Consider the following 25,924-nt stretch of genomic DNA (forward strand, 5'->3'; position numbering starts at 1 on the left):
GGAATATAAAGATGAGGGCCGCTTTTTATTTTGATCCAATCGTGGTATAGTTTGGTTAGAAGATACGAACAATGCAAAAGGAACCGTGCGGCTAACACGGTTCCGGATGCAATAGCCGCTTTTAAGGGCGGCGGCTTTACGGCTTGACAGTCAGAAATAGACCGCAACCTTTGGATGAGGGCGGTCTATTTTTTTTTGAGGTAGATCGCTTAGTTTCAGCCTTTCCAAAGCTCGTCGATTTTGACCGGCTGCCCGTTTTGCATGGACCGGTTGGCGGCGATGCCGGTCATGATGGACAGGGCGCCGTCGATATGGGAAGCCGCCCGGTTGAACCGATCGGGCTCGGCTTTGCCGAACAGGTCCCGAAGCAGGAGGGGGTCGCCTCCGCCGTGGCCGCCCGCGCTTTGTTCAATGTTTACCCGATACGGCTCGCTGAAATGAGGATAAACGATCATTTGGATGCCCCCGAGCGCGCCCTCATTCTCCTTTTTCCCGCCGGAGTTGACATAGGATTGCTCCGTAACGCGCACCTCCAGGCGTCCGAGCGTTCCGTTAAATACAACGATAAATCCCTCCCACGGCATGTAGGCGTTGAGCGAGTAATTCATAACGGCTTTATTTTTATATTTCACCATGACGCTCATCGTATCCTCAATGCTGATATTGTCGCCGAAAACGCTCTGATCGCGCTGGTATCCGTCTTCATGCTCGGCTTCGAGGTACATTCGCTTCAAATGCTCGTTCCGGTCCAAATGCAGGGCGAAAGGATCGTTCTCGGCGGCCGGACTTCCGTAGGCACGCTGGTAGAATTGCGTGATTCCCCGTTGTTCGGCGTTTTCCTTCCCGTAAAATCTCAAGTCCCCCATCGCGAAAACCGTATCGGGCTTTGTAGCGAGCCAAAAGTTCATCAAGTCGAAATGGTGGGTCGATTTATGGACGAGCAAGCCTCCGCTGTTGCGTTTATCGCGATGCCACCTGCGAAAATAGTCGGCTCCATGCTCCGTATTCAGCAGCCACTCGAAGTTGACGGACAGCACCTCGCCAATCGCCCCGTCCATGATCAATTCCCGAATCTTCGTGTTATGCGGCGCGTACCGGTAATTGAACGTCACGCGCAATTGCCGGCCCGTTCGCTCGATTGCGTCGAATATATCCAGGCATTTTTCCGCATTGACGGTCATGGGTTTTTCCGTGATCACATCACAGCCCAGCTCCATAGCACGGATGATGTATTTATGATGGGTGCGGTCCATCGTACAAACGAGGACGACGTCCGGTTTCCGCTCCCGGATCATCAAATCGAAGTGCTCCGCCTTATAGGTTGGAACAGGGGAATAATCGTACTTGTCTCTCAACAGCTCGTTCGCATAATTCATACGCGTTTGGTTGACGTCGCAGACGGCGACCAGTTCCGTAGTTTCCTTATAAGCCGTTGCCAGCGCGCTGTAAAAGAATTCCGCTCTACCGCCTACTCCCACGATCGCGTATCTCTTTTTTCCCAAGACCATCCCTCCATTTACATAAACTTGGATCTATCATATAGTATTTAAAATGCAAATTTCTAAACATTTCCTGCTTATTCGGTCAAAAAGTATGCCTATTTTATCCTATGCGGACGCGGAGGATGACACGGATGGTACATGTGCCGATGTTAAGTGTTGAAAAAATGAAACGTACCGGTTCGTTCGATATGGACTTCAGCCATATGCACGATACTTATGAAATCTATTACTTGCTATCGGGAGAAAGGTTCTATTACATCCATGACCGGGTCTACGCCCTTCAGGCGGGAGACGTCGTGTTCATTCATAAGAATCAGCTTCATCGGACAACCAGCAAGGGCCGGAACCCGCACGAACGGATTCTGATCAACTTCGATGATGCTTCGGTTCGGCCTTTCGTCGAGATGGGACCCGGACAGCTTCCTTTGTTTGGGGGCGAAAGTTATTTGCTGCGGCCGAGTGTCCAGGAACAAGGGCGGATCGCCGATTTGCTGTTTTTGATGCTGCGGGAAGAAAAGGAAGGGCAGCTTTGGCGGATGCCGTACCTTCAAACGTTGCTGATCCAACTGCTAATCCTGCTCAGCCGGATTCGGGAGGGAAAGGCGGAGCCGGTAAAGCCGGAGTTTACGGAGCTGCAGCAGCGGGTATACCGGATCGTCGAATATTTGAACGGGCACTACGCCGGGCCGCTTAGGCTCGAGGAAATCGCGGAGCGCTTTTTTATCAGCACCACTTATTTGTGCCGGATTTTCAAGCAGACAACCGGGTTTACCGTGGTCGAATATTTAACTTACGTGCGGGTTCGCGAGGCGCAGGCCCTATTGGTCCGGACGGATTGGAAAATTACGAAAATCGCCGAGGAGGCGGGATTTGACAGTATCGCTCATTTTGGCAGGGTATTTAAAAAGATTACCGGCCGCTCTCCGCTGCAATACCGCAAGCAGAAAAAGGCTGAGCCGGCTAAGGCATAGGCTTCGACCTAAGCCTCGACCTAAGCCTCGGGAGTGGGTCCGGCCCGTTTGTGTTTGCTAGATTCAGCCGGCTTCGCTAGAATTGAATACTAGAGAGGTTCAACGGGAGGTTGGAAACGACATGTTCGGTAATGATTGGGATGAAGTTTTGCAGGAAGAAGTGCAGAAGCCATATTTTCAGGATTTAAGATACGCCTTGGCCAGGGAGTACAAGCAGCATACGGTCTATCCGCCCAAAGAGCTGCTTTTCTCGGCGCTGAAGCTGACGCCTTATGAGCGGACGAGAGTGGTAATCCTTGGCCAGGATCCTTACCATGGACCGGGGCAAGCGCACGGGCTCAGCTTTTCGGTGATGCCGGGGGTTCGCATCCCGCCTTCGCTGCAAAACATTTATAAAGAGTTGGAATCCGATCTCGGGATTTCGGCTCCGAATCACGGATATTTGCTGCATTGGGCGGAGCAGGGCGTGTTGATGCTGAACGCCGTGCTCACGGTGCGCGAGGGGCAGCCTAATTCGCACAAAGGCCTCGGCTGGGAACAGTTCACGGACGCGATCATGATGAAGCTGAATGAGCGTCTTGAACCGCTCGTGTTTATTCTCTGGGGGAGCTATGCCCAGCAGAAAGGCGCCTTTATCGACCGCCGCCGCCACAAGGTCATTCGCTCCCCGCATCCGAGTCCGCTTTCCGCGCATCGCGGTTTTTTGGGCAGCCGCCCGTTTTCGCAGACCAACGACTTTCTGCGGGAACAAGGCTTGGGGCCGATCGATTGGGCTTTACCGGATCTGTAAAATGCCGATAGCGTCGGCAGTTTAATTAGACCGCTGTCTTTATCAAGCGCGCCCCGCTTGTTAGGCATCATCCAACAGTTGGAGGCGCGGTTCAATGCAGGCGGCGGTCTATTTTGGTAAGCATCCGGGTTTGTCGGGGGATGCGGCCACAACCGGAAGCCGACACTTCGGCGCTCCTTAGGCAGCGGGGGCTAAAGGAGGCTAATGGGGGCTGACAGGGGCTAACTGAGGCTAACGGATGCTAACGGATGCTAACGGATGCTAACGGATGCTAACTGAGGCTAACGGAAATAATAGCGGCTATTTTGCGATAAATGGCGGTTTCGGAAATCTAACGGAAATAATAGCGGCTATTAGCGTCCTCCGCCCCCGAAAAGGCGGGGAATTTGCGAAATAGGTGCTACTGTGTCCGTTAGAATGGCAAACCGGACTAAAAGTGCAAAATAGGCGCTACTACGTCCGTTAGAAATCCGGCGGCGAGGAGCGGGGTCTCAAACGGATCCCGGCACTCCCGCGCTTCTTAAGCAGCGGAGGCTAACGGAAATAATAGCGGCTATTTTGCGATAAATGGCGGTTTCGGAAATCTAACGGAAATAATAGCGGCTATTAGCGTCCTCCGCCCCTAAAAGGGCGGGGGCTTTACGAAATAGCGGCTACTATGTCCGTTAGAATTGTAAATCGGCCTAAAAGTGCGAAATAGGCGCTACTGCGTCCGTTAGAAATCCGGCGGCGGGGCGCGGGGTCTCAAACGGATCCCGGCACTCCCGCGCTTCCTAAGCAGCGGAGGCTAACGGAAATAATAGCGGCTATTCTGCGATAAATGGCGGTTTCGGAAATCTAACGGAAATAATAGCGGCTATTAGCGTCCTCCGCCCCTAAAAGGGCGGGGGTTTTGCGAAATAGCGGCTACTGTGTCCGTTAGAATCGCAAACCGGCCTAAAAGTGTTAAATAGCCGCTATTGCGTCCGTTAGAAATCCGGCGGCGGGGCGCGCATTCTCAAACGGTCCCCGATCCTTTTTGACTGCTATTCTTCCCGCAGAGCCTACCCGCTTACAGCGGCGATGACTACGATCACCCAGCCTGCGAGGAAGCACAGGCCGCCCAGGGGCGTGATCGCGCCGAGTTTGCGGATGCCCGATATGCTCAAGGCGTACAGGCTGCCCGAGAATAGCACTACACCGATTAGAAGCAGCCATCCCGCCGTTATCAACCGGGAAGGATCGGCGCTTTGCCCCGCAAGGCTCCCCAGCAGCAGCAGCCCCAAACTATGGGCCAAATGATATTGGACACCGGTTTGATATGTTTTTGCCCGATCTCCCGTCAGCTTATGCTTCAATGCATGCGCGCCGAAAGCGCCAAGCGCCACGGCAAGGAACATCATGATTCCGCCGAGTGCGAGTAATGTATACATAACGTCGATCACCTCGCTACTATGTTACTCTACCGCGAGATAAAAGGGCAATCTTTCCGATATGCATAAATAAACGCTATGCCGTAAACTTTGGCACTTTGAACGAGAGGTGTTCCGGATGTCGGAATTCTGCAGTTGCTAGACGCGTCTATTTTCTATTATTGAGGAGAGAGGGGGAAGAATCCTGTAGAAGCTGAGGCATTTGATTCAGGTCTTGTCCGCCTCGACAACAGGGTTTCATAAAATGCCCATGTACAATTTCAAGGAACTTTTTGCAGCCAGAACTCATTGTATGATTTTTCAAGCTCAAGCAAGTCCGTGTACAGAAGAGAGTCATGGTTGGATTGGTGGAAAAGCACCGATGTTCTTTGACGATAAGACTGAAACGGTAAACAGGAACGGAATTAAGCATTATTTTTATTTAAGCTTGGTTCATCCTTTTCGGCCTGAACGCATGATTTCCGTTTTTATTCCAGAAGAATACGATGAGTATTTAGAGAACAATATTTATCCCAACTGTTCGATTCAAGTATTTGACCACCCCATCTCGAAAGAAAGTACGAGCGAAATCTATTCGCATCCGGGGCTTATAAAGCATTCAATTATTGGTGGAGATCTGATGGGGGATAAGGACTCCGCGGAACAATCGTTTTTAATCAAACTTGGCGGGACTCCTGGGCTCATTCAGGATGAAAACTATTATTTTACGGGGCTGGCCGAAGATGGATTTGATTTTTTATTCCAAGTGGATGAGGATGGTTATCCTGATACCTTGCTTGACGGGAAATTTAGTTATCCTTTCTCTTTTGGTGCAATGTACGTGTTTGCCCAGATAATTAGTGATCGTGAATTTAGCAGTCCGGTCGCCGGGTTCTGGCAATATTCGTAACAAGCTGCTTGCTATAAAAATCCGCTCATTCATTTCTGATTAATGGTATAGGAGGTTGATTGTTGGAAGGGCCTAGGACCTCCCTGTTAAAAAAAGGATGGGTGAAACGCAAACGTGAAAATCTCACTTATCATTCTCGGCGTGATCAGAGGTCTGTTTGTACTGGTGGTTCTCGGCTTGATCTTGCGGCCAGCAAACGGATTGTGACCAACACGCGGAAGGAGAACGCACGGCTGGAGAGCCATTACGGCCTGCCCGAGGAACAACGGCGCTTGCTTGCTTACGGGGCAGTGCTTGCCCTGTACCGCGTTGAATCTCCGCGCATCCTCCACCTCAAAGTCCCGCTGGATCAGCTTCGCGAGGGACTGGAGTCCGCTTGGGGAATCGCTGGCCGGGAAGACGCATTGAACACGCTGGAGTGGCTGCTTGAGGAATGAGTTGCCATACATTCGTAATGAAGGCAAAGCCCCAGGCTTCGCCTTTTTGCATTGAATCATTGCTCTGCATGAACCATAGATTTAGTTTGTGACAAAAAAAAGACAACTCTTACCGGGATCAAACATCCCTAAAGCAGTTGTCTTCTTCATATGCAAGGCGGCTTCGACCCAAACGCATCGTGCAGGGAGGAAGCCTTATATATAATTACAGAAATCGAGACGACAGGATTTGAACCTGCGACCTCTTGCTCCCGAAGCAAGCGCTCTACCAAGCTGAGCCACGTCTCGGCAACGAAAATGAAATGGTGGAAACATTAATAAATTATACTCTTTTCCAACAAACTGTAAAGGGGGTTTTTCATGTTTTTTACGGACCTTCGTTTCGTTGCGGCCCCATTGACGGCGGCGGTTTGGTTTTATATAATGGATGGTGATTTAACTGCAAAATGAATTAAACATTGAAGAGGAATATTAGTTTTCAATGCTGCCACCCCAGAGAGCCGGCGCTTGGTGAAAGCCGGATGGAGATTGAAGACGAACTCGCCTCGGAGTTATGATGCAAAACATCATCGTCTTACCCGCGTTAAGGGTGTAAAGGGAGCGAACGACAAAGCATGTCCGACGCTAACTAGGGTGGTACCACGGGAATTTCCTCTCGTCCCTAGCGATGATACGCTATGGATCGGGAGGTTTTTTTATATTCTGCACAGGATATATTTGACAATGAATGATTTTAGGGAGGATTACATTATGGCGGACAAAAACGTGCCACACGACGTTTACCAAGCCCAAAGCATCGAACCGAAATGGCAAGCTTACTGGGAGAACCATAAAACGTTTAAAACGAGAGAAGATGAGGGAAAACCGAAGTTTTACGCGTTGGATATGTTCCCTTACCCTTCCGGCGCGGGGCTGCATGTAGGCCATCCGGAAGGCTACACGGCTACGGATATCGTATCCCGCTTCAAGCGGATGCGCGGGTATAACGTGCTTCATCCGATGGGCTGGGATGCCTTCGGTCTGCCTGCGGAGCAGCACGCCCTGGATACCGGCGAGCACCCGCGGGATATCACGGTCAAGAATATCAACAACTTCCGGCGCCAGATCAAATCGCTCGGTTTCTCGTACGATTGGGACCGGGAGATCAGTACGACCGACCCGGAGTACTATAAATGGACGCAGTGGATTTTCATCCAGCTTTACAAGAAGGGCCTGGCTTACGTGGCCGAAGTTCCGGTGAACTGGTGCCCCGCCCTCGGAACGGTGTTGGCCAACGAGGAAGTCATCGACGGCAAGAGCGAGCGCGGCGGACATCCGGTCATCCGGAAGCCGATGCGCCAGTGGGTGTTGAAAATTACGGAGTATGCCGAGCGTTTGCTTGAGGATCTGGAAGAGCTTGATTGGTCCGAAAGCATCAAGGATATGCAGCGGAACTGGATCGGCAAATCCGAAGGTGCGGAAGTGGTATTCGCGATCGAGGGGCACGAGGACTCGCTTACCGTGTTTACGACGCGCCCGGACACCTTGTTCGGGGCCAGCTACGCGGTGCTTGCACCGGAGCATGAGCTGGTCAAAACGATTACGACGGACGCCCAGCGTGAAGCCGTGCAGGCCTATCAAGACCAAGCCGCGCGCAAGAGCGACCTGGAGCGTACCGATTTGGCGAAGGAGAAAACCGGCGTTTTCACCGGCGCTTATGCCGTAAATCCGGTAAGCGGGGCGAAGCTGCCGATCTGGATTGCGGATTACGTGCTTGCCGGTTACGGGACCGGTGCGATTATGGCCGTTCCGGGTCATGATGAACGCGACTACGAATTCGCCAAGCAGTTCGACCTGCCGATTATCGAAGTGGTGGAAGGTGGCGATTTGACCAAAGAGGCATACGCCGGGGACGGACCGCATGTGAACTCCGACTTCCTCAACGGACTTCGCAACGAAGAGGCGATCAAGAAAATGATCGCTTGGCTCGAAGAGAACGGTAAGGGAAAAGGCAAAGTAACCTACCGTTTGCGCGATTGGCTGTTCAGCCGCCAGCGGTACTGGGGCGAGCCGATTCCGATTCTTCATCTGGAAGACGGCACGATGAAGCCGGTGCCGGAAGATCAGCTTCCGCTCGTTCTGCCGGATGTGGACGCGATCAAGCCGTCCGGTACCGGAGAGTCCCCGTTGGCCAATGTGACCGAATGGGTGAACACGACCGATCCGGAAACGGGGATGCCGGCGCGCCGGGAAACCAACACGATGCCGCAATGGGCGGGAAGCTGCTGGTACTACCTGCGGTATATCGATCCGCACAACGACAAGGAGCTTTGCTCCAAAGAGAAGCAGGAGCAATGGCTGCCGGTCGATCTGTATATCGGTGGAGCCGAGCACGCGGTTCTTCACTTGCTGTATGCGCGGTTCTGGCATAAAGTCCTCTACGATCTCGGCGTCGTGTCGACGAAAGAACCGTTCCACAAGCTGGTCAACCAAGGTATGATTCTCGGCACGAACAATGAGAAGATGAGCAAATCGCGCGGCAATGTCATCAATCCGGACGAAATTGTGAACGAGTACGGGGCGGATACGCTGCGGGTTTACGAAATGTTCATGGGACCCCTGGAGGCGACCAAGCCTTGGAACGCCAACGGCGTTGAAGGGACTCACCGCTTTTTGTCCCGCGTATGGCGCTTGTTTGTGGGCGAGGACGGCGGTCTGAACGCGAAAATTGTGGACGGCGAAGGCAGCGACGAGTTCAAGCGGACCTGGCATAAGACGATCAAAAAGGTGACGGAAGATTTCGAAGCGTTGCGTTTCAACACGGCGATCAGCCAGTTGATGATTTTCGTCAATGAAGCCTATAAGACCGATATCGTTCCGAAAACGGCGGCGGAGAACTTCGTTCAGATGCTGTCCCCGCTGGCGCCACATCTGGCGGAAGAATTGTGGGAGCGTCTCGGCCACAACGAGACGGTCACCTACGAACCGTGGCCGACTTATGACGAGGCTTGGACGGTGGACGCCGAAGTGGAAATCGTCGTCCAGGTCAACGGCAAAATCGTCGACCGGACGAAGATTTCGAAGGATCTGGATCAGGCGGCCATGCAGGAGCATGCCTTTGCCCTTCCGAACGTGAAGCAGGCGGTGGAAGGCAAGACGGTCCGCAAAGTGATCGCCGTGCCCGGCAAGCTGGTGAACATCGTCGTCGGCTAAGCTTCCTTGTCGGCGCCGCTACCCGGCTTCGCGCCGAACAGAAGATCGAGCCGTCCAAGATCATCGTCGTACTTCCGGTGGGTCGCTTCGATGAGCTGTTTAAAAACACCCTGCAATCCGTTTTGCAGCACGGTGATACCCTCGGAGGTGACGCCACCCGGGACGGCGACGCGCCGCTGCAGTTCCTGCGGCGTAAAGCCGCCCTCGGTCAACAGTTTGCCTGTGCCGTGCAGCATCTCGGCACCCAGCCTGACCGCCTCGTCGAAGGTTATTCCCGTGAGCTTCGCCGCCTCTTGCGCCCATTGCTGAAGGATAAAAGCGATGAAGGCGGGACCGCAGCTGGCGATGTCCGAGGCGATTCTCGTCTCGCTTTCCCGGATGGCTGTCGGCAGGCTGATCGAGGAGATGAGCTGTTCCAGCAGCAGCCGGTCCTCGGGCAGGATGCGGCTGCCGTAAATGCAGAGCGAGGCTCCGGCCAGGGCAGAGTGCGTAATGCTGGGGATGATTTTAGCCACCTTGGAAGGGATGCGTCCTTCCAGCAGAGCAATCCCCACGGGACTTGTAATGGACACGACGATTTGCCCCTCGTTCAATACGTCCGTCAGCTCTGTGACGACGCATGGATAATCGAGCGGTTTCACGCACAAAAAGACGATATGGCTCCCGTTTGCGGCTTCCGCATTACAATGGGTAATGCGAAGTCCGGGATGCCGTTTCGCCAGCAGCTCCGCTTTCGGCTTGGAGCGGTTGCTGGCGCAAATCTGATGCGGGTGCAGCGCACCGGAACGCAGGAAAGCTTCGATCAGCAAGCTTCCCATGGATCCTGTTCCGATGAAGGCCACTTTCATCCCGGTTCCCCCTTCCGTGCGCAACCATTTTTATGCACAACCTATTTATATATATGCACCTTGATGGGATCTTCATGACCATAACCTCGGCGTGAACATGATTCATATAAGAAACGGAAAGGTGTGTTTCGGGTTGAAGAGGGGATATGCTATGACGGCGGTCATATCGGCGGTGATCGGGGCGGGACTGATGTTCCTGGCGCTCGGACCGGGCCGTCCGTCCGGGATTGAAGGCTGGACGCCGTTAAACGAAAGCGTCGAAGCGGCGATCGCGAGCAGAACGCAGCTCTCGGTGAAAGCGGAGACGAGGTCGGCGAGAACGGAAGAGAAGGCCGAGGCGGCAGCCGGCAAGGACGACAAGGAAGCTTCCGGCCGTAGAGGTACGGATCAGCCGGATGCGGCCGTGAAGCCCGGCACAACGAAGCCGCCCGGATCGACAGACGGATTGGCGGCGGGTTCCCTACCGGGAAATGGCGCCGTTTCAAATCCGGGTAATCCGGTCGCGGCCGGAGGACCGGGCGCGGGAGCCAGATCCGAAACGGAACCGGAACCGCTTGTGCAAAACGGGCTGATCAGCATCAATACCGCCGGAACCGTCGAATTGCAGGAAATTCCCGGCATCGGCGAGAAGAAGGCGAAGGCGATCGTGGACTACAGGAATGAACACGGGCCGTTTAAGTTGGTGGATGAATTGACCAACGTCAAGGGAATCGGCGAGAAAATGCTGGAAAAAATGAGGCCTCATATCGGGCTGTAAGAACAGGAGTAATGGCAGGGATGATACCGGATCATCGTAAAGATTGGGATACGTATTTTATGGATATCGCTTATATGGTGTCAACGCGTTCCCAGTGCAGCCGCCGCCATGTCGGCGCTGTGCTGGTCCAAGGTAAAAAGCTGCTGGGCACCGCTTATAACGGAGCTCCGTCGGGCGTTCCCGATTGCTCCGAGGCCGGGTGCATGATTGCCGAGGAATATGAACTTACCATGGTGGACGGCAAGGAGACCATGATCAAGAAGCAGCGCTGTGTCCGCACGATACACGCGGAACAGAATCTGCTGCTGTTTACGGACCGGATCGACCGCGAAGGCTCAAGCGTCTACGTAACGGACGAACCTTGCTGGACCTGCGCCAACATGCTGGCGAACAGCGGGATCACGGAAGTGGTGTTCCATCGTCCTTATCCGAAGGATTCGGGGAAAGTAACGGCGATGATGGGGCAGAAGGGAATCACGTTCCGGCGCCTAGAAACCTATGAGCCACCGCGCGAAACCGCGGCCCAAATTGAAAATTGACGGACTTAATGGATGTAGGAAGAACCTCGTCTGCTTGAAAGCAGAGGGGTTCTTTTTTTACGGACATATTATGAGAGAGACGGGAGCGAGGATGATGCAACGCAGACCTCTAGCGGCGTTCGCCTGCTGTTGGATTGCCGGAAACGGCCTATCCTATTGCGCCGACGGCTATATGTTTTGGCTTTTATGGAGCGGCTTGACTTTGATCGTTCCGCTTCCGGCCGCTTTGGGACGGATATCTTGGAAACGAGGGGTAATGTTGTGGGCGGCTTTTTCACTGGGGGCGGCTTATTGGGCTTACCATGATACCGGAAATGTCAGTGAGATCGGGGCAAGGTTCACGCAACACGGCGATAGTCAACTGACGGAGGAAGCGGAGGGCAGTGTGGAAGGAACCATTATATCCCCGGTCAAAGTGGATGGGGACCGCGCCGATTTCGTTCTGCGTCTTAGCAAATACGTCTGGTTGGGATCACCGGAAGGAAATTCGAATATGGATTCGCGGAACCTTTCGCAGGAATACATAAGCCGGGAAAAGGTGGCCGTTCAGGTTCGTTTGTCCTCGGTAAAGGAAGTTAAGCAGGCATCCGCTTGGAAGCGGGGGCAGAAACTCACCATGCGCGGGACTTTCGAACGGCCGGGCATCGCCCGGAATTTCGGCGGCTTTGATTACCGCAAATATTTGCGCAACCAGCGGATTCATTGGTTGTTTAAGGTGAAAGGTGCTTCGGGGATCAACCTCTTTCCCCCGGAACGTATCGGTGTTCCGGCCTGGCTGGGCAAGGTCGACGGACTACGGGAAGCGCTTGGCAAGCGGGTGGGACGATTGTTCCCGGGATGGCAGGCCGGCTATATGCAGGGGCTGATCATCGGCCTCGAGGATGAACTCGAGCCAGAGAAGTACGACCAGTTTACCAATCTGGGTCTCACCCATATTCTGGCGATTTCGGGGAGCCATGTCGCCATTAACATAGGACTTATCTTCGGGTTACTCCGCTTATGCCGCGTTAGCCGCGAAACTTCGCTGCTGGTGGTGATGGGGTTTGTTCCGGCCTATGTGCTGTTAACCGGCTTTTCCCCGTCCGTCATCCGCTCGGGAGTCATGACCCTGCTGGGCCTCTATCTGTTGAAAAAGCGTCTTGTCAAGGATGGCATAAACGTGCTGTCGGCCGCGGCGCTGCTGATGCTGATGTGGGAGCCGTATTTTTTATTGAACGTCAGCTTTCAGTTGTCCTTTGCCGTCACGGCGGGACTGATGCTGTTTGTGCCGTTGTTGACCCCTCATCTCCGTTGGCTTCCCGAGCGGATCAGGGGAGCCGTCGCCATCACCGTGGCGGCTCAGCTCGTTTCTTTTCCGCTCACCATTTATTACTTCAATCAGTTTTCTCTGCTCTCTTTGGCGGCCAATCTGCTTATCCTTCCGCTGGTCAGCCTTGTGGCTCTGCCGCTCGGCACCGTCGCCTTGCTGATCAGCGGGGTATGGCTCCGCTTGGGACAGTGGCTGGCCTATCCGGTGCGTTTCGTTAATTCATTGACGTTTGTAGCCGCGGAATGGCTGGATGGGCGAAGCGGTTTTATGACTTTCTGGAAATCGCCATCCTTGGCATGGATCGCTATTTTCTATATTGTGACTTACTGGCTTTTAAAGAGAAATGCTTCGGAAATTCGGAGGGATGGTCCGTTTGCGGCCGCCGCCGAGACATCAGATCTGCAAGATACGGCTCCGCTTCCGTTAAAAACGGGGGCAGCCCACCCGGCCGCTCCGATATTATGGAAACACTCCCGAAACCGTCATTGGATAAGAGCGGGTTTTAACGGCTGTCTTGCGCTCGGCCTTCTTGTGCTGCTTGTCTTCGGGTATCAACCGGATTATAAGCCGGGGACCGGCTATATTCAGTTTATCGATGTAGGGCAAGGGGACTGCGCTCTGATCACGACACCCGGCGGCTCACATATTCTTGTGGACGGCGGGGGCACCGTATCTTTTCGTAAACCGCAGGAGGCATGGCGAGACCGGAGGGTACCGTTTGAAGTCGGTGCCAAAACCGTGGTTCCTTTATTGAAGAAGCGAGGGGTCCACCGGCTGGACGCCATCATTTTGACGCATGGGGACCAGGATCATATCGGCGGGCTGCAAGCGATCGTTGACCAATTTCCGGTGGCGGCGCTCGTCACGAACGGTTCTCTTGCGGAATCCGCGACCATGACCAAGCTGATGAAAACGGCGCTCTCGAAAGAAATTCCGATATACGCCGCTTATAGAGGAATGAGGCTTACGCCCGACGCCCGCACGACTCTCGAATTTTTGTCGCCTCCTGCGGATTGGGATTCGCCGGAAGCGGCAGGTATCCCTTACGTAAAAAACCAGAATCGGCGATCGGTGGTGTTTCGGCTGAGGCTGGACGGCAAGTCTTTTATGTTTACCGGGGATATGGATGTGGCGGCTGAGCGGGAGCTGTTGGAGAACGAGGAACAGGTGGTCGGAGAAGATCCTGTCGATGTGTTGAAAGTGGCGCATCACGGCAGCAAAACCTCGACCTCGGCCGAATGGCTTCAGGAGGTCCGGCCCGCCGCCTCCGTCATTTCCGTCGGGGCTACCAATACCTACGGACATCCCAATGGGGACGTACTCAAGCGGCTTACGGAGGGAGGAGGATCGATTTACCGGACGGATCGGATGGGCGAGGTTCAGATGGTGATCGGCAAAGGGGAAATTTGGATAAGGACAAAGATCGGCGCCCCGGTTCTCCAGCATAAATTATTAAAGTTGAATTAAGGATGGCGCGGATGACGCGTCCCCTTTTTTTTGGTATTCTTAGGTGAGGTTAATGAAGAAACTTAGCTATCATACTTATTTCCTAAATTAAAATCAAAAAATAGTAACATAATTGCAACATCTTGAAGGGCGATCACGTCTGTAATGTTGCAAGGAAGGGGGAGCCTTAGTGGTAGAGCAGGGACTCATCAGAGCCGCTCAAACGGGCGATCGCGACGCTCTAATCACCCTATTGCGAGAAATAGAAACTCACGTTTACAGGACAGCCTATTATATTTTGAATAATGAGCAGGATGCACTGGACGCGGCCCAGGAGGCGCTGATCCGGATTTATACCAAAATCGATTCTTATGAGGAAAAAGCCCAGTTCAAAACCTGGGTGCAGCGGATTGTGACCAATATCTGCATCGATAAATTCCGCAGGAAGAAGCCAACCGTTTCCATTGAAGAACATGAACTGGTTTTCCAGGGAAAAGAAAGCGTGGAACGCGAGGTAATGAGCGGATACCTTGCGCAGGATATCCGTGAAGCGATCGACCGTTTGCCTGAACATCACCGGACGGTCGTAGTTTTGAGATACTTGCAGGATTTTTCTTATAACGAAATTGCGGATAGCCTGAATTTGCCGCTGAATACGGTGAAATCCTATTTATTCAGGGCGAGGCAGCAGCTTCAACACTTACTCCAAGATTATCAGAAAGGTGGTGTATCGGGATGAATTGCTCGGAGGCGGTGGAATGGATGCATCGTTATATTGATCATGATCTGGACGAAGAACAAAGTTCAGTTCTGTTTGAACATCTGGAGGGCTGCGCTGAATGTTCGGAGAATTTTGCGCTGCTGCGGGAGATTTCCGCTAAGCTGGAAGATCTCCCGAAAGTGACCCCTCCCTTTAGTCTGGTCGACTCGATTCTGCCTCGGTTGGATGAGATCGACCGAGCGCGCCGGGAAGGCGGCGCCGCGTTTGAGGCTCTTCCCGCTACCATGGTCTCCGGGGAAGCGGCGAGCGAGCTCAGCCGGAATGATCGTCACCGGCAGTCCGGTCCGCGGCGCGGGCGAGTCTACCGTGCGGGTGCTCTGGGCGTGGCCGCTGCCGCCATATTGGGGTTGTTCATTTACCAATATGAACCTCAGCATGTGCCGGAAGCCGAAATGGCTTCCCGAGCCGCTCAGGATCGAAGCGGGGAAGAGACCGCTTCGACCATGAATGACTCCGGAGACGCATTAAACGACGCGGGGGGGAGCGCGCCTGCGGATCAGAAGGGCGATGGGGCCGGTAATGAGCCGCAGGCAGACAGCGGCGCACCTGTGTCGGAAGCAAAACCCCCTTCTCCCGAAACTTCGGCTCCTCCTTCAAGGGAAGCGAAAGACGCCGATTCAGGGCGGAGAGGAAAGGATGCGGCTCCTTCCGAAGAGACAGGGGATGCGAAGGCGCCCAAGAAGGAAGCCCTTGCCCCTCCGGCAGGAACTAAGAGCGGGGACACATCGGGCGGAGTGAAATCCGGCCATGCCGGGAACAGCCAGCCCGCGGGCAAACGGGGAGCGGCGGACGGAGAAGGTGAAGCGGTCAATCCCGATGAGGGTACAGCCAACTCGATGATGGAGCTTCTTCCCCCGAAATCCGCGCTGGAAGATCAGGGCCAGATGTACGGGATCACAGCGGCCCCGTCGGTGTCGGAATGGACCTCTCCGGACGGGAGCTATACGGCGGAGTTTCGGGACAGCCGCTTGTATGTTTACCAGAACGCTGACGGAGAACGGAAGCTTCTCGCCGAACAGCCCGTAGACGGGAGCTTGTTGGGCGGAGAATGGTCAGCGGACGGCCAAACGTTTACCTACGAGACGGAAAAAGACGGGGCTTCGTCCTCGCATCAGATCGAGCCGTCCCCACAGGAGCCTGCAACGGACAACGGTTCGAGCGGAAACCAGCAATAGCGGCTGAATTCAAGAGAGATATAATTTTGACAAAATCCGTAATTCGCCTTTTTATCGGATAGTCACCTTTTCGGGAGATATGGAATAGGTTATATAGATAGTAGAGAGCAAGATGAAGTGCCCCTGATCGTCGTATGACCGCCGGCGGGAAAGTTTCTAGAGCTTTTCCGCCCGCGTTTATATAGATGCTCCGGGACAAAGGGACCTTTCGCCGCGTGCAGAGGTCCCTTTGTTGCCTTTTGCGGCCCGCTTGGACGAATCGGGATTTTCACAGTATCATTAGTAGAGAAGAACATGAATATGTCATGTCCGAAGTAAGGGAGTTGCACCGAATGGATATCAAAGCAGTGATTAAGCAATTAAAGCAGGGGCAGGTCTCCCCGCTATATTTATGCTACGGTACGGAGAAATACCAGATCCAAGAGTTTATCGCTCTTTTGGAAGAACAAGTGGTGGACCGCGAGCAGCGCGATTTTTCGCTCGCTGCGTTCGATCTGGCGGAAACCCCCATCGAAGCGGTGGTGGAGGAAGCGGAAACGTTGCCTTTCCTGGTGGAGCGCAAGCTGATCGTCGTCCGTGATTCCGCCCTGTTTACCGCGGCGGTCAAGGAAGGCGGGAAGGTTGAACATCGAGTCGAAGCTTTGCTGGATTACATGAATAATCCGGCCGAGCACAGTGTCATCGTCTTCGTGGTTCATCATGAGAAGCTGGATGAGCGAAAAAAAATCGTTAAAGCCATAAAAACGGAGGGGACCGTGCTTTCGTTTGCTCCGTTGGGCGGGAATGAACTGACGCAATGGGTTGTGCGCGAGGTGGAGAAGCGCGGCAGCCGCATCGGCCGGGATGCCGCCGAGGCGCTGATTGCCGCCAGCGGCGTACAGATGTCGGCGCTGTCGGTTGAGGTGGACAAGCTCTGCTTGTATGCCGGAGCGAACGGCATGATCGATACGGCCGCCGTGGACCAACTGGTGGCCCGCACCACCGAGCAGAACGTATTCGCGATGGTCGAGCATATCGCCGGCCTTAAATTGGAACGGGCGCTGGGCATTTTCTACGAACTGCTCAAGCAGCGCGAGGAACCGATCAAAATCGCCGCGCTGATCGCCAGGCAGTTCCGGATCATGCTGCAAGTGAAAGATCTGGCGCGTCAAAGCTATTCCCAGCAGCAAATCGCCTCCCAATTGGGACTGCATCCCTATGCAGTTAAAATCGCCGGGGAGCAGGCTCGAAAGTTCGAGCAGGCCCGTTTGAAGCAAATCCTTGCCGATTTGGCGCAGCTCGATTATCAGATGAAAAGCGGAGGCATCGATAAGGTGCTGGGGCTGGAGCTGTTTCTACTGAAGTTGGGCGCAGCATAGCACTAGCGTTGCATTAACCCGGGGGGCAATAGCTGTGGCAGCATAGCATCCTTAGCACCTTCAAATTGCGCAGAAAGACCGGGCGTGAAGTTACCGAAATAACTTCACGCCCGGTCTTTCGCTTCTTACTTCGCCGTATAGACCCCTTCCTTATACTCCAGGGTATATACGATTCCTTTATCGGCCCCCAGAGTCCAACTCACGTTGTCCCGAACCAGGGGGACGTTACGACCGTTTCGATCCACCTTATAAACTCCCGGTTTATAGCCCCTGGCTACATAATAGACGTCGGAGCCGCCGTCCACATGGTAGGAAGCGGTGATTTGATCGCTTAGCTTAACCTCCTTGGCGAGTTTGATATCGTATCGGTAAAGAACGCCCATTTCCGAAGGCGCACTGCCATCGTTCACCAAGTAATAAATAAATCCGTCATGGAACGATACTTGGAAGACGGCCTTTTTCGATAGGACCTCACGGTTTTCTCCGTTCAGATCGGTTTGAACCAAAAATCCGGTTTGAGCATCGATAAAGTAAATACGGTCATCCTTCACCCAAAAGTTTCTGGCGGGAGAGGTCAGCTTAACTTGAGTTTGGTCCGCCAGAGAGATTTTATAAACGGCGCTTTGGTCTTTGGCATCCTCTTCCTTGTAACCCAACACATACAGGTATCCGTCTTTAAGGTGAAGCGTCCCATCGGACGAATAACCGACGCCTCCGCCGTCGCTGATGGTTCGGTGAATCCCGTAAGTAAAACCGGGTTTGCCCGAGGGAACTTCTTGCCCTGTCGCCATATCCATTCGATAGAGGTTATTCGTTGGATCGCTCATGAACTTAAAGTCCGTGTAATAAATAGCTTTGCCGGACTTCACGAATTGAATGAGGCTCTTGGCGCCGAGGACTTCCTTTAATGAACCTTTTTCCACTCTGTATAAGGTATCGGAGCCGATCGTGTTATCCCCGGTATGCAGGTTTACGTACAGTTCGCCATCGATAAGCCGAATGTCGCTTAGCCAGCCATCCGACGGATTCCACGAGCCGAGCGAGCTGACTTTGCGAAATTGGTTTTTGATGAAGCTGTAAGCATAGAGCTCCGTGGAGTCTTTTACAACGGAAACGAAATAAAGTTCGTCTCCGAGAGTCTTCGTGAAGCTGAACGAAGGATTTCCCGGCACAGCCACTTTTTTCGCCTTCTGACCGTCCGCCTTTCTGTACAGCTCATCCGTGATTTTGTTGTTGTCGTAGCTTCTTTTGTAATAATAAATAGAGCTTCCGTTTTTCACGATCGGCGTGAGGGTTTTCTTGTAATCGACAGGCTTGCGGGAATCGGCCAGCTCCGCTTTGACCGCATCCTTGATGGACAGCGTCCGGGCATGCTTCACGTCCAGCGGGGTGTCGCCGATCAAAATCAAACCGTCCAGCCAGTTGATTTGCTTCTCGAGCGCCACGGCGGCATCGCGCAGCGGAAGGACGACCCGGCCGTTTATTTTTTGCGGCGGAACTTCCAATTCCACCGGTTTTTTGTTGACCAGCATCGTCTTGCTGTTGACTGTGAACTTGATGGATCTCCCCTTTGCGGAGTTGTTGATCAGCACGACGTCCGGCGTTTTCGGGTTCCAGACGACGTCCCACGTTCCTTCACCCGGCTTCACGGATTGACTGGCGAGATATCCCATCAGACGAATGGGAACGAGTACCCTCCCTTTTCTTTGCACCACTTCGTACTTTTCATACATCGTGGCTTTATACCCGTCAATAAACACTTTTCCTTGATAATTGAAGGGGAAGATCACGGTTTGATAAAAGATGTCTTCCAGTGGTTTGCTGCCGTTTTCGCTTTCGCCCTCGGCATAGGCCGAGAAACCTCCGGTTCCCGCAACCAGGCATATGGCCAGTAGCCATGCGACAAATTGCTTTTTCATAAATATCCCCTCTCTGCTTAAACCAAAGTTTACCTATGATCCATAGACGCTTTCAGGAAGCGGAAAGTTTCGGCGTTTGGCGGCGCATACATCAAAAAGACCTGAACGATATCGTTCAGGTCTCTTCGAGCTTAAGTTTATAAATAGCGACGCTTACGCTTGGGACGTAAGGGCGTTCAATTTTTTAGCCAAGCGGGATTTCTTACGGGCAGCTGCATTCTTGTGGATCAAACCTTTAGTCACGGCTTTGTCCAATTTTTTGGTTGCAGCGGCGAAAGCAGCTTTAGCTGTTTCCACTTCGTTGTTCGCCAGAGCGGTATCGGCTGCTTTAACAACCGTACGCAAAGCGGACTTTTGCGAAGCGTTCAGAGCGCGGCGCTTGTCGCTGGTTTTCACACGTTTGATTGCGGATTTAATGTTAGGCATTGCATTCACCTCCTGTAAAGCATATATCAACCCAGATGATTCACAACTTAAAATATTTTATCATGCGCCTCGGTAAAATGCAATCTATTCCTTAAAACAAAACCCGCTCGTGCATAATCGCTTTCTTACTCCCGCAAACTACAGGTAATCGAGGAAAAGGAGGTCTTCATTTTATGAATTTGGATTTGCGAGATTACTCCGTTCGAACCGACCTGGCCGTAGAGTCGAAGGAAATGGCGGAGACGGTATACGGCGGCCCGGTACCTGGTTTGAACGAACAGACCGAGGAGCAGGACGGCATCCGAATAACCCGTCTTGATATAACGAACGAAGCGGCGGCCCGGCGGGTCGGAAAGATGATCGGCCATTATATTACGCTGGAAGTTCCGGCCCTGCGCAGCCAGGATACCGAACTGCAGGAGCGCGTGGCCGCGGCGTTTGCTCGGGAGTTCGACCATTTTCTGTCCAAAATCCATATCGGAAACAAAGCCAAAGTGCTGATCGTCGGACTTGGCAACTGGAATGTTACGCCGGACGCGCTCGGCCCCTTGGTCGTGGAAAACGTGCTGGTGACGCGCCACTTTTTTGAACTGACGCCGGATCGGGTGGCCCCGGGATACCGGGACGTGAGCGCCGTCGCTCCCGGTGTGCTGGGGATAACCGGAATCGAGTCGAGTGAAATCGTGCAGGGGATCGTCGACCGGACCAAACCGGACTTGATCATCGCCATCGACGCCCTCGCTTCCCGGTCGCTGGAGCGGGTAAATACGACGATCCAGATCGCGGATATCGGCATTCATCCGGGATCGGGGATCGGCAACAAGCGCCGGGGAATCACCCGGGAAATCCTCGGCGTGCCGTGTATCGCGATCGGCGTACCTACGGTCTGCTACGCCTCAACGATCGTCAACAATGCGTTCGATCTCATGAAAACGCATTTTAGTCAGGAGATCGGCAGCGCAGCGGGCCAGCAGGGGCAGACGCGGCAGATCATGGGACTGCTCTCGGAATTGAGCGAGAACGAACGCCTTGGCTTGGTGAAAGAAGTGCTTGAGCCGCTCGGCCATGATCTGATCGTAACGCCGAAAGAAATCGATGAGTTCATCGAGGATATCGCCAACGTGATCGCCAGCGGGCTGAATATCGCCCTGCATGAGGCGGTGAATCCCGACAACGTCGCCGCGTACACGCATTAGCCTCTCCCCTTCTATGAAGTTCGCAATCTAGCGGACTTCTTTTTTTTGTGAGAATTCCAGGTTCTAACCCCTCCGCTAGGTTCATAGATTTGGAATATACAAGATCGAGCCAAAGGGAGACCGGCTGGAGGAGGAAAGACAAGATGAAATTCAGAGCCTGGAATATCGGGAAAATGAAGAGAAGCCTGCTGCATGTGCTGGCGATGGGCCAAACCTTTTTGCTGCTGTCGGTGCTGTCGGTCGTATTTTTTATTTTGCTTGGAACGTTGGGAATCGCGGAAAAGAACTTGAACACCTCGCCCGTTTCATCCATGAAGGGGCTGGCCGCGTCGCTCTCGAGCCGCTTCTTTATCGATATGGTCGGTATGGAACTGCCGCACTCGGCCAACAAGGATCAGCCGCCCGCCATTTCCGGGAAGGAGATGTCCCGGTTCGTGTTCCAACTGCTGACCGACGTCAACCCGGGTGATCCCAAAAGCCTGGTCGCCCGCGAGGTACCGGGGCTTGGGAAGGGCGGTCCCATCCTGCTGCGCACCGGTTCGGGCAATACGACGGTGCAGGCGCCGGAGGATTACCGGCCGGGAACAGGGGAAGCCCAGGGAAGTACGCCTGACGGCGGCGGTAAAGAAACGGTTCCGGGGAAGCAGTCGTCGGCGGAGACTCCAGGGAAGGGGACATCCGGTTCAAAGGGCACGGCATCCGGAAACGGCGGACCCGGCCAAGATGGAGGACAGCCGATCAAACCGGGTTACAAGAACATCGTGATGATCTATCATTCCCACCCGCAGGAAGCCTACAACCCCCTTCTCGGTGCAAACGGAACCAATCCGAGTTCAACGGACAAGAACAAGAACGTCGGCTTGGTCGGCACCTTTCTGGCCAAGGAGTTGGAGCGAAAAGGCCTGGCCACGCTGCACTCTTTTGAGAACTACGCCGCCACCGTCAGTAATTACAATTACAATTATTCATATAAATATTCCAGGGAGACCGTCAAAACGGCTATGGCGCAAAACGGGCAACTGCAGTATTTCATCGATATTCACCGGGATTCGCAGCGCCATGCCAAGACTACGACGACGATCGACGGCAAAAAATACGCCCAGGTCTATTTCATTATCGGACACGCCAACGCGAATTGGAGAAAGAACGAGGCTTTTGCCAGTATGATCCACGACCGGCTGGAGCAGAATTACCCCGGCATCTCCCGAGGGATCTGGGGGAAGACGAGTTCTCAAGGCAACGGTGAGTATAACCAGTCCCTATCTCCGCAGAGCATTCTGATTGAGGTGGGGGGGATCGACAACTCGGCTGAGGAGTTGGAGCGGACATCCCGAGTGCTGGCCGGCATCATTGCCGATCTTTACTGGGAAAGCCAGGAAGTCAAAAAAGCCGGCGCCGTGGCCAAAGCGGAGAATCCGAAGAATCCGGAAAAGGCGAATAACGCGGCTTCTCCGGTGAACAAGAAGTCCTGAGGGGCGGAAGGGTGAGGCTCATGGGTAAACCGTTAAAAAGAGGATTGCTGTACGGCGTTTTGCTGATCGCCGGGGTCACATTGGGCATGCAGATGGCGGAACCGGAGCCCCAGGCGAACGGATGGAGCCCGAACGGAGGAATTCCCGCCGGCAGCGGGACCCTACAGCCTGGAGCCGCAGGCGCCCAGGGGACATGGTCTCCAACCTCCGGTTATAGCGGAAATGTTCAAGCTCCGGGTTACGGCTACGGCTATCCCGGCGCCGACGGCAGCGGATATAGCGGATATAGCGGATATATCGGAACAGGGGCGGGAGCGGCGACAGGAGCGTTCCCCGGACCCGGCGGGACCGGTTCGGCCGTGCCTAGCCCCGGAGGCGCCCAGGGAGCACCGCAGGGGAACGGCGTTCTCCAGACGCCGGCCGATCTGCTGCTCCCGGCGCCTGAAGCCCCGGCGGTGGACCGCTTTGCGGATAAAGCGGCCCACCTGCTTCAGCAGGTTTCGCGCAAAAGCATTCACTGGTTTGCTTCATGGTTCGGGCCTTCCCCGGAATAAATTCGGAGAAACCTGTCGAATTCCATTTATCCCCGGCACCTCGTTTGTTATAATGTGATGAGGTATATGGTTCAAACAGATATGGTGTCCGGGGGTATTTTGAAGTTGAAAAAGATTACGATGCAGCAAATCGCCGATCATCTGGGCGTATCCAAATTTGTCGTTTCCAAAGCGCTGTCGGGAAAAGGCGGGGTGAATGAAGCTACCAAAAACCGGGTGATTCAGGCGGCGTCCCAGTTGGGCTATTTCGCGCAAAAGAACGCCTATATCAAAAATCAAACCGTCGCGCAGCTGACTGCGCCTTCACCGGGGAAGCAATCCGTCATCGTGCTGATGCCGAATATCCGGTTTCAGACCAAGGACTCGCTCTATTGGGGAAAAATCCTGGAGGGGATTTCCGCGGAGCTGGAAAGCCGGGGATTCGGCATGGTGATCGTATCGGATTCCCGGGTGGACCAGTTTATGCATGTGCTCAATCCGGGCGGTATTTTGGGGATGATCGGGGTCGGCCAGATTGACTCCGCCTTGTTGCTTGAGGTGCACCGGCTCGGCATTCCGATGGTGCTGGTCGATCATGAGGACGCGCTGATCCCGACGGATACCATTTTCGCCAATAATGGAGACAGCATGATGCGGGTATGCAATCATTTGATCGGGCTGGGGCATACCCGGCTTCATTTTATCGGCAACATCGCGTTTTCCCGCAGCTTTCGCGACAGATGGCTCGGTTTCCGCGAGGCCATGGAGGAGAACGGGCTGAAGGCGCCGGACTCGGATGATCCGATGCTGCTGCTCGCCGGCGTGGATACCGGAGAATTTACGGAAACCTTCAAGGAATGGCTGACGGCCCGGCAAAAATCCAAGCAGCTGCCGACGGCACTCGTCTGCGCCAACGATTCGATCGCGATTCGGGTAGAGCAGGTGTTGAGGGAGACGGGAATCGAGGTGCCGGGCGGCATGACGGTGACGGGCTTCGATAACATCGACGACGCCTTCCGCAGCGATCCGCCGCTGACCACGGTTCATGTGCCGAAGGAAGCGATGGGGCGCAGAGCCGTAAGAAAGCTGCTCGAACGCATCGAGCAGCCCGAGCATGCGCTGGAGAAGGTGCTGATCTCCGCGGAGCTGGTTCACCGCGATTCCACAGCCGCGCCGTCGGACGGTTGAAGGTAAGGAAGAAAGGGCTGTTCCCCGCAGTGATCTGCCGGGAACAGCCCTTTTGTTTGGGGGTTAGCCAGTTGAACTCGCGAAGCGTGCGAAACAAAAACCTGATATGCCGGTGGTATAGTGCTGCTTATAGTAACAAACCAACCCGATGGGGTCGTTATCATAGGGGTGTTCAAGAGGCGCCTAGTGTGCTTCCAAGCTTCCAACGCCAAAAAGATGCAAATCTGCAGGTATTTAAGCGGATTCCCGAGGGAATGCGAAAAAAGATGCAAATCTGCAGGCATTTCCAGCGATTTTAGAGAAACGAGCCGGTTTCGTCAAAAATTCCTGCAGATTTGCAGGAATTTTGAAATTTTGGGCCCCGAACAAGAAAAAAGCATGCAGATATGCAGGAATTTTAAGTTATCAAGGTTGTTTGAAGGGGTACTAGTAATCATCGCACCCCTTCAGGGGGAGTCAAAAGCGGAAAACGGCATAGTAGCTTGAACGTAGTGAAAGCCAGCGCCTTTAGACGCTAGCCGGTAATAAATGCTTATAGCCTTAAAGCAAACCACCCGTTCACACGGGTGGTTTGGATTCATGGATTAAACGAGGGAGAGGTTGCGGTCGATCAGCGCGATCCGCTGCTCCACGCAAGCGTAGGAGCGCATGGCGTCTTCCGGCGTGTTCATGACGTAATCCAGCAGCCGGTCCACCGTAGTTGTAGCGACATGGATGCGGGTATCGGAGGAAGCGTAGTAGATAAACACCTCGCCGCGATCCGTCGCGATGACGCCGTTGCAGAACACGACGTTGGATACGTCGCCGACCCGCTCTTCGCCTTCCGGAGCGATTAGATGCCCACCCGGGCGATGCGTGACCTCGTAAGGTTTCTCCAGGTCCGACAGGAAAGCATAAAGCACATATCTGAGCCCGGCCGCCGTATTGCGGACCCCGTGGGCGATGTGGAGCCATCCCCGGTCCGTCTTGATCGGAGCCGGTCCCTGGCCGTTTTTGACTTCCTTGATCGTATGATAATAGCGCTCATCGATAATGATTTCTTTGTCGATCACGGCGTTCTCGATCGATTCGGACAGCCCCCAGCCGATGCCGCCGCCGGAGCCGGTATCGATAAATCCGTCCTGCGGCCGCGTATAGAAGGCGTATTTGCCCTCGACAAACTCGGGGTGCAGCACGACGTTCCGCTGCTGCGGCGAGCCGGTCTTCAGATCGGCCAACCGCTCCCACGTCACGAGATCCTTGGTGCGAGCGATCCCGCACTGGGCGATGGCGCTGGACAGATCGCCGCGCGGGGCGTCGGGGTCTTTGCGTTCGGTGCAGAAGAGGCCGTAAATCCAGCCGTCTTCATGCTGGACGAGGCGCATGTCATACACGTTCGTATCCGGCTCATCCGTCTCCGGCAGCACGACAGGGCGGTCCCAGAAGCGGAACCCGTCCACGCCGTTGTCGCTCTCCGCCACGGCGAAGAAGGATTTCCGGTCGACCCCCTCGACGCGGGCGACCAGATAGAATTTGCCGTTCAGTTGAATCGCCCCGGGATTGAACACCCCGTTAACGCCGAGGCGTTCGGAGAAATAAGGGTTCGTCTCCGGGTTGAAATCGTACTTCCAGATCAGCGGCGCGTGCTCCGCCGTAAGTACCGGATACTTGTAGCGCTCGTATACTCCGTTGCCGTAGGGGATACGTTCATTTTTGCGCTGGATCAGGTTTTCGTAGCGTTCGGTCAACAGTTTCTTTCTTTCTTCGAAAATACTCATATTATTCCCTCCAATAGGATTCATAAA

At 54.1% G+C, this 25,924-nt stretch carries 21 protein-coding genes, 1 tRNA gene and 1 other annotated feature; of the genes, 15 read left to right on the forward strand and 7 right to left on the reverse strand.

What is annotated here, in order from left to right; all coding sequences use genetic code 11:
- Positions 1–215: 215 nt before the first annotated feature.
- A complete protein-coding gene (locus tag LBW89_RS07870) occupies positions 216–1,502 on the reverse strand; it encodes a Gfo/Idh/MocA family oxidoreductase (RefSeq protein WP_225038915.1) in 1,287 nt (428 codons plus the stop codon).
- A 131-nt stretch (positions 1,503–1,633) separates the two neighbouring features.
- Here LBW89_RS07870 and LBW89_RS07875 point away from each other — a divergent pair, with 131 nt between their 5' ends.
- Together LBW89_RS07875 and ung are read left to right on the forward strand one after the other, a co-directional pair.
- Positions 1,634–2,473 (forward strand): helix-turn-helix transcriptional regulator, encoded by an 840-nt coding sequence (locus tag LBW89_RS07875; protein ID WP_225038916.1) that lies wholly within the window; start codon positions 1,634–1,636, stop codon positions 2,471–2,473.
- Between the two features lie 121 nt (positions 2,474–2,594).
- A complete protein-coding gene (gene ung / locus LBW89_RS07880) occupies positions 2,595–3,263 on the forward strand; it encodes a uracil-DNA glycosylase (RefSeq protein WP_225038917.1) in 669 nt (222 codons plus the stop codon).
- Between the two features lie 1,043 nt (positions 3,264–4,306).
- On the opposite strand, the gene LBW89_RS07885 is transcribed toward ung, so the two are convergent.
- On the reverse strand, positions 4,307–4,675 hold the full coding sequence (locus tag LBW89_RS07885; protein WP_225038918.1) for a DUF423 domain-containing protein: 369 nt from the start codon (positions 4,673–4,675) through the stop codon (positions 4,307–4,309).
- 202 nt (positions 4,676–4,877) lie between these two features.
- Between LBW89_RS07885 and LBW89_RS07890 the strand changes: the two genes are divergently transcribed.
- Both LBW89_RS07890 and LBW89_RS07895 read left to right on the forward strand, forming a co-directional pair.
- Complete coding sequence (locus LBW89_RS07890; RefSeq protein WP_318249346.1) at positions 4,878–5,564, forward strand: hypothetical protein; 687 nt, start codon at positions 4,878–4,880, stop codon at positions 5,562–5,564.
- Positions 5,565–5,767: 203 nt separating this feature from the next.
- Entirely contained in the window at positions 5,768–6,001 is a 234-nt protein-coding gene (locus LBW89_RS07895) for a DUF1266 domain-containing protein (protein ID WP_225038919.1), read from the forward strand.
- Between the two features lie 214 nt (positions 6,002–6,215).
- Here the strand turns inward: LBW89_RS07895 and LBW89_RS07900 are convergent.
- A tRNA-Pro gene (locus LBW89_RS07900) sits at positions 6,216–6,289 on the reverse strand.
- Between the two features lie 161 nt (positions 6,290–6,450).
- Positions 6,451–6,667, forward strand: a binding site (T-box leader).
- An 84-nt stretch (positions 6,668–6,751) separates the two neighbouring features.
- Between LBW89_RS07900 and leuS the strand changes: the two genes are divergently transcribed.
- Positions 6,752–9,193, forward strand: a complete 2,442-nt coding sequence (gene leuS / locus LBW89_RS07905) for a leucine--tRNA ligase (RefSeq protein ID WP_225038920.1) — start codon at positions 6,752–6,754, stop codon at positions 9,191–9,193.
- Here the strand turns inward: leuS and comER are convergent.
- Positions 9,190–10,041 (reverse strand): late competence protein ComER, encoded by an 852-nt coding sequence (gene comER / locus LBW89_RS07910; protein ID WP_225038921.1) that lies wholly within the window; start codon positions 10,039–10,041, stop codon positions 9,190–9,192. The genes leuS and comER overlap by 4 nt on opposite strands.
- A gap of 151 nt (positions 10,042–10,192) precedes the next feature.
- Here comER and LBW89_RS07915 point away from each other — a divergent pair, with 151 nt between their 5' ends.
- The 6 genes from LBW89_RS07915 to holA all read left to right on the forward strand — a co-directional run bounded on the left by LBW89_RS07915 (position 10,193) and on the right by holA (position 17,406).
- The gene (locus tag LBW89_RS07915) at positions 10,193–10,798 is read left to right on the forward strand and encodes a ComEA family DNA-binding protein (RefSeq protein WP_225038922.1); all 606 of its coding nucleotides are present in this window, start codon (positions 10,193–10,195) and stop codon (positions 10,796–10,798) included.
- Between the two features lie 20 nt (positions 10,799–10,818).
- Entirely contained in the window at positions 10,819–11,337 is a 519-nt protein-coding gene (locus LBW89_RS07920) for a deoxycytidylate deaminase (protein WP_225038923.1), read from the forward strand.
- 91 nt (positions 11,338–11,428) lie between these two features.
- Positions 11,429–14,113: a ComEC/Rec2 family competence protein gene (locus tag LBW89_RS07925; protein ID WP_225038924.1), complete on the forward strand. Its 2,685-nt coding sequence runs from the start codon at positions 11,429–11,431 to the stop codon at positions 14,111–14,113.
- A gap of 169 nt (positions 14,114–14,282) precedes the next feature.
- The gene (locus LBW89_RS07930) at positions 14,283–14,831 is read left to right on the forward strand and encodes an RNA polymerase sigma factor (protein ID WP_148451504.1); all 549 of its coding nucleotides are present in this window, start codon (positions 14,283–14,285) and stop codon (positions 14,829–14,831) included.
- The gene (locus LBW89_RS07935) at positions 14,828–16,048 is read left to right on the forward strand and encodes a zf-HC2 domain-containing protein (RefSeq protein WP_225038925.1); all 1,221 of its coding nucleotides are present in this window, start codon (positions 14,828–14,830) and stop codon (positions 16,046–16,048) included. Before LBW89_RS07930 ends, LBW89_RS07935 begins: the two co-directional genes overlap by 4 nt.
- A gap of 332 nt (positions 16,049–16,380) precedes the next feature.
- Positions 16,381–17,406 carry a DNA polymerase III subunit delta gene (holA, locus tag LBW89_RS07940; RefSeq protein ID WP_225038926.1) on the forward strand — a complete coding sequence of 342 codons (1,026 nt, stop codon included), beginning with the start codon at positions 16,381–16,383 and terminating at the stop codon, positions 17,404–17,406.
- Between the two features lie 125 nt (positions 17,407–17,531).
- Here the strand turns inward: holA and LBW89_RS07945 are convergent, their stop codons facing one another.
- Both LBW89_RS07945 and rpsT read right to left on the reverse strand, forming a co-directional pair.
- Complete coding sequence (locus tag LBW89_RS07945) at positions 17,532–19,325, reverse strand: DUF5050 domain-containing protein (RefSeq protein WP_225038927.1); 1,794 nt, start codon at positions 19,323–19,325, stop codon at positions 17,532–17,534.
- 153 nt (positions 19,326–19,478) lie between these two features.
- Positions 19,479–19,751 carry a 30S ribosomal protein S20 gene (gene rpsT / locus LBW89_RS07950; protein ID WP_148451508.1) on the reverse strand — a complete coding sequence of 91 codons (273 nt, stop codon included), beginning with the start codon at positions 19,749–19,751 and terminating at the stop codon, positions 19,479–19,481.
- A gap of 173 nt (positions 19,752–19,924) precedes the next feature.
- On the opposite strand from rpsT, the gene gpr reads away from it, so the two are divergent.
- The 4 genes from gpr to LBW89_RS07970 all read left to right on the forward strand — a co-directional run bounded on the left by gpr (position 19,925) and on the right by LBW89_RS07970 (position 24,140).
- Positions 19,925–20,947, forward strand: coding sequence for a GPR endopeptidase (gene gpr / locus LBW89_RS07955; protein WP_213506221.1), 1,023 nt, complete (start codon positions 19,925–19,927; stop codon positions 20,945–20,947).
- A gap of 143 nt (positions 20,948–21,090) precedes the next feature.
- Positions 21,091–22,419: a stage II sporulation protein P gene (locus LBW89_RS07960; RefSeq protein WP_225038928.1), complete on the forward strand. Its 1,329-nt coding sequence runs from the start codon at positions 21,091–21,093 to the stop codon at positions 22,417–22,419.
- Positions 22,420–22,439: 20 nt separating this feature from the next.
- Positions 22,440–22,973, forward strand: a complete 534-nt coding sequence (locus LBW89_RS07965; protein ID WP_225038929.1) for a hypothetical protein — start codon at positions 22,440–22,442, stop codon at positions 22,971–22,973.
- A gap of 105 nt (positions 22,974–23,078) precedes the next feature.
- Positions 23,079–24,140 carry a LacI family DNA-binding transcriptional regulator gene (locus tag LBW89_RS07970; RefSeq protein WP_225038930.1) on the forward strand — a complete coding sequence of 354 codons (1,062 nt, stop codon included), beginning with the start codon at positions 23,079–23,081 and terminating at the stop codon, positions 24,138–24,140.
- A 584-nt stretch (positions 24,141–24,724) separates the two neighbouring features.
- On the opposite strand, the gene LBW89_RS07975 is transcribed toward LBW89_RS07970, so the two are convergent.
- The gene (locus LBW89_RS07975; RefSeq protein ID WP_148451512.1) at positions 24,725–25,897 is read right to left on the reverse strand and encodes a glycosidase; all 1,173 of its coding nucleotides are present in this window, start codon (positions 25,895–25,897) and stop codon (positions 24,725–24,727) included.
- Positions 25,898–25,924 lie beyond the last annotated feature (27 nt).

It is taken from the genome of Paenibacillus sp. alder61, assembly GCF_020179875.1.
Taxonomy (GTDB): domain Bacteria; phylum Bacillota; class Bacilli; order Paenibacillales; family Paenibacillaceae; genus Fontibacillus; species Fontibacillus faecis.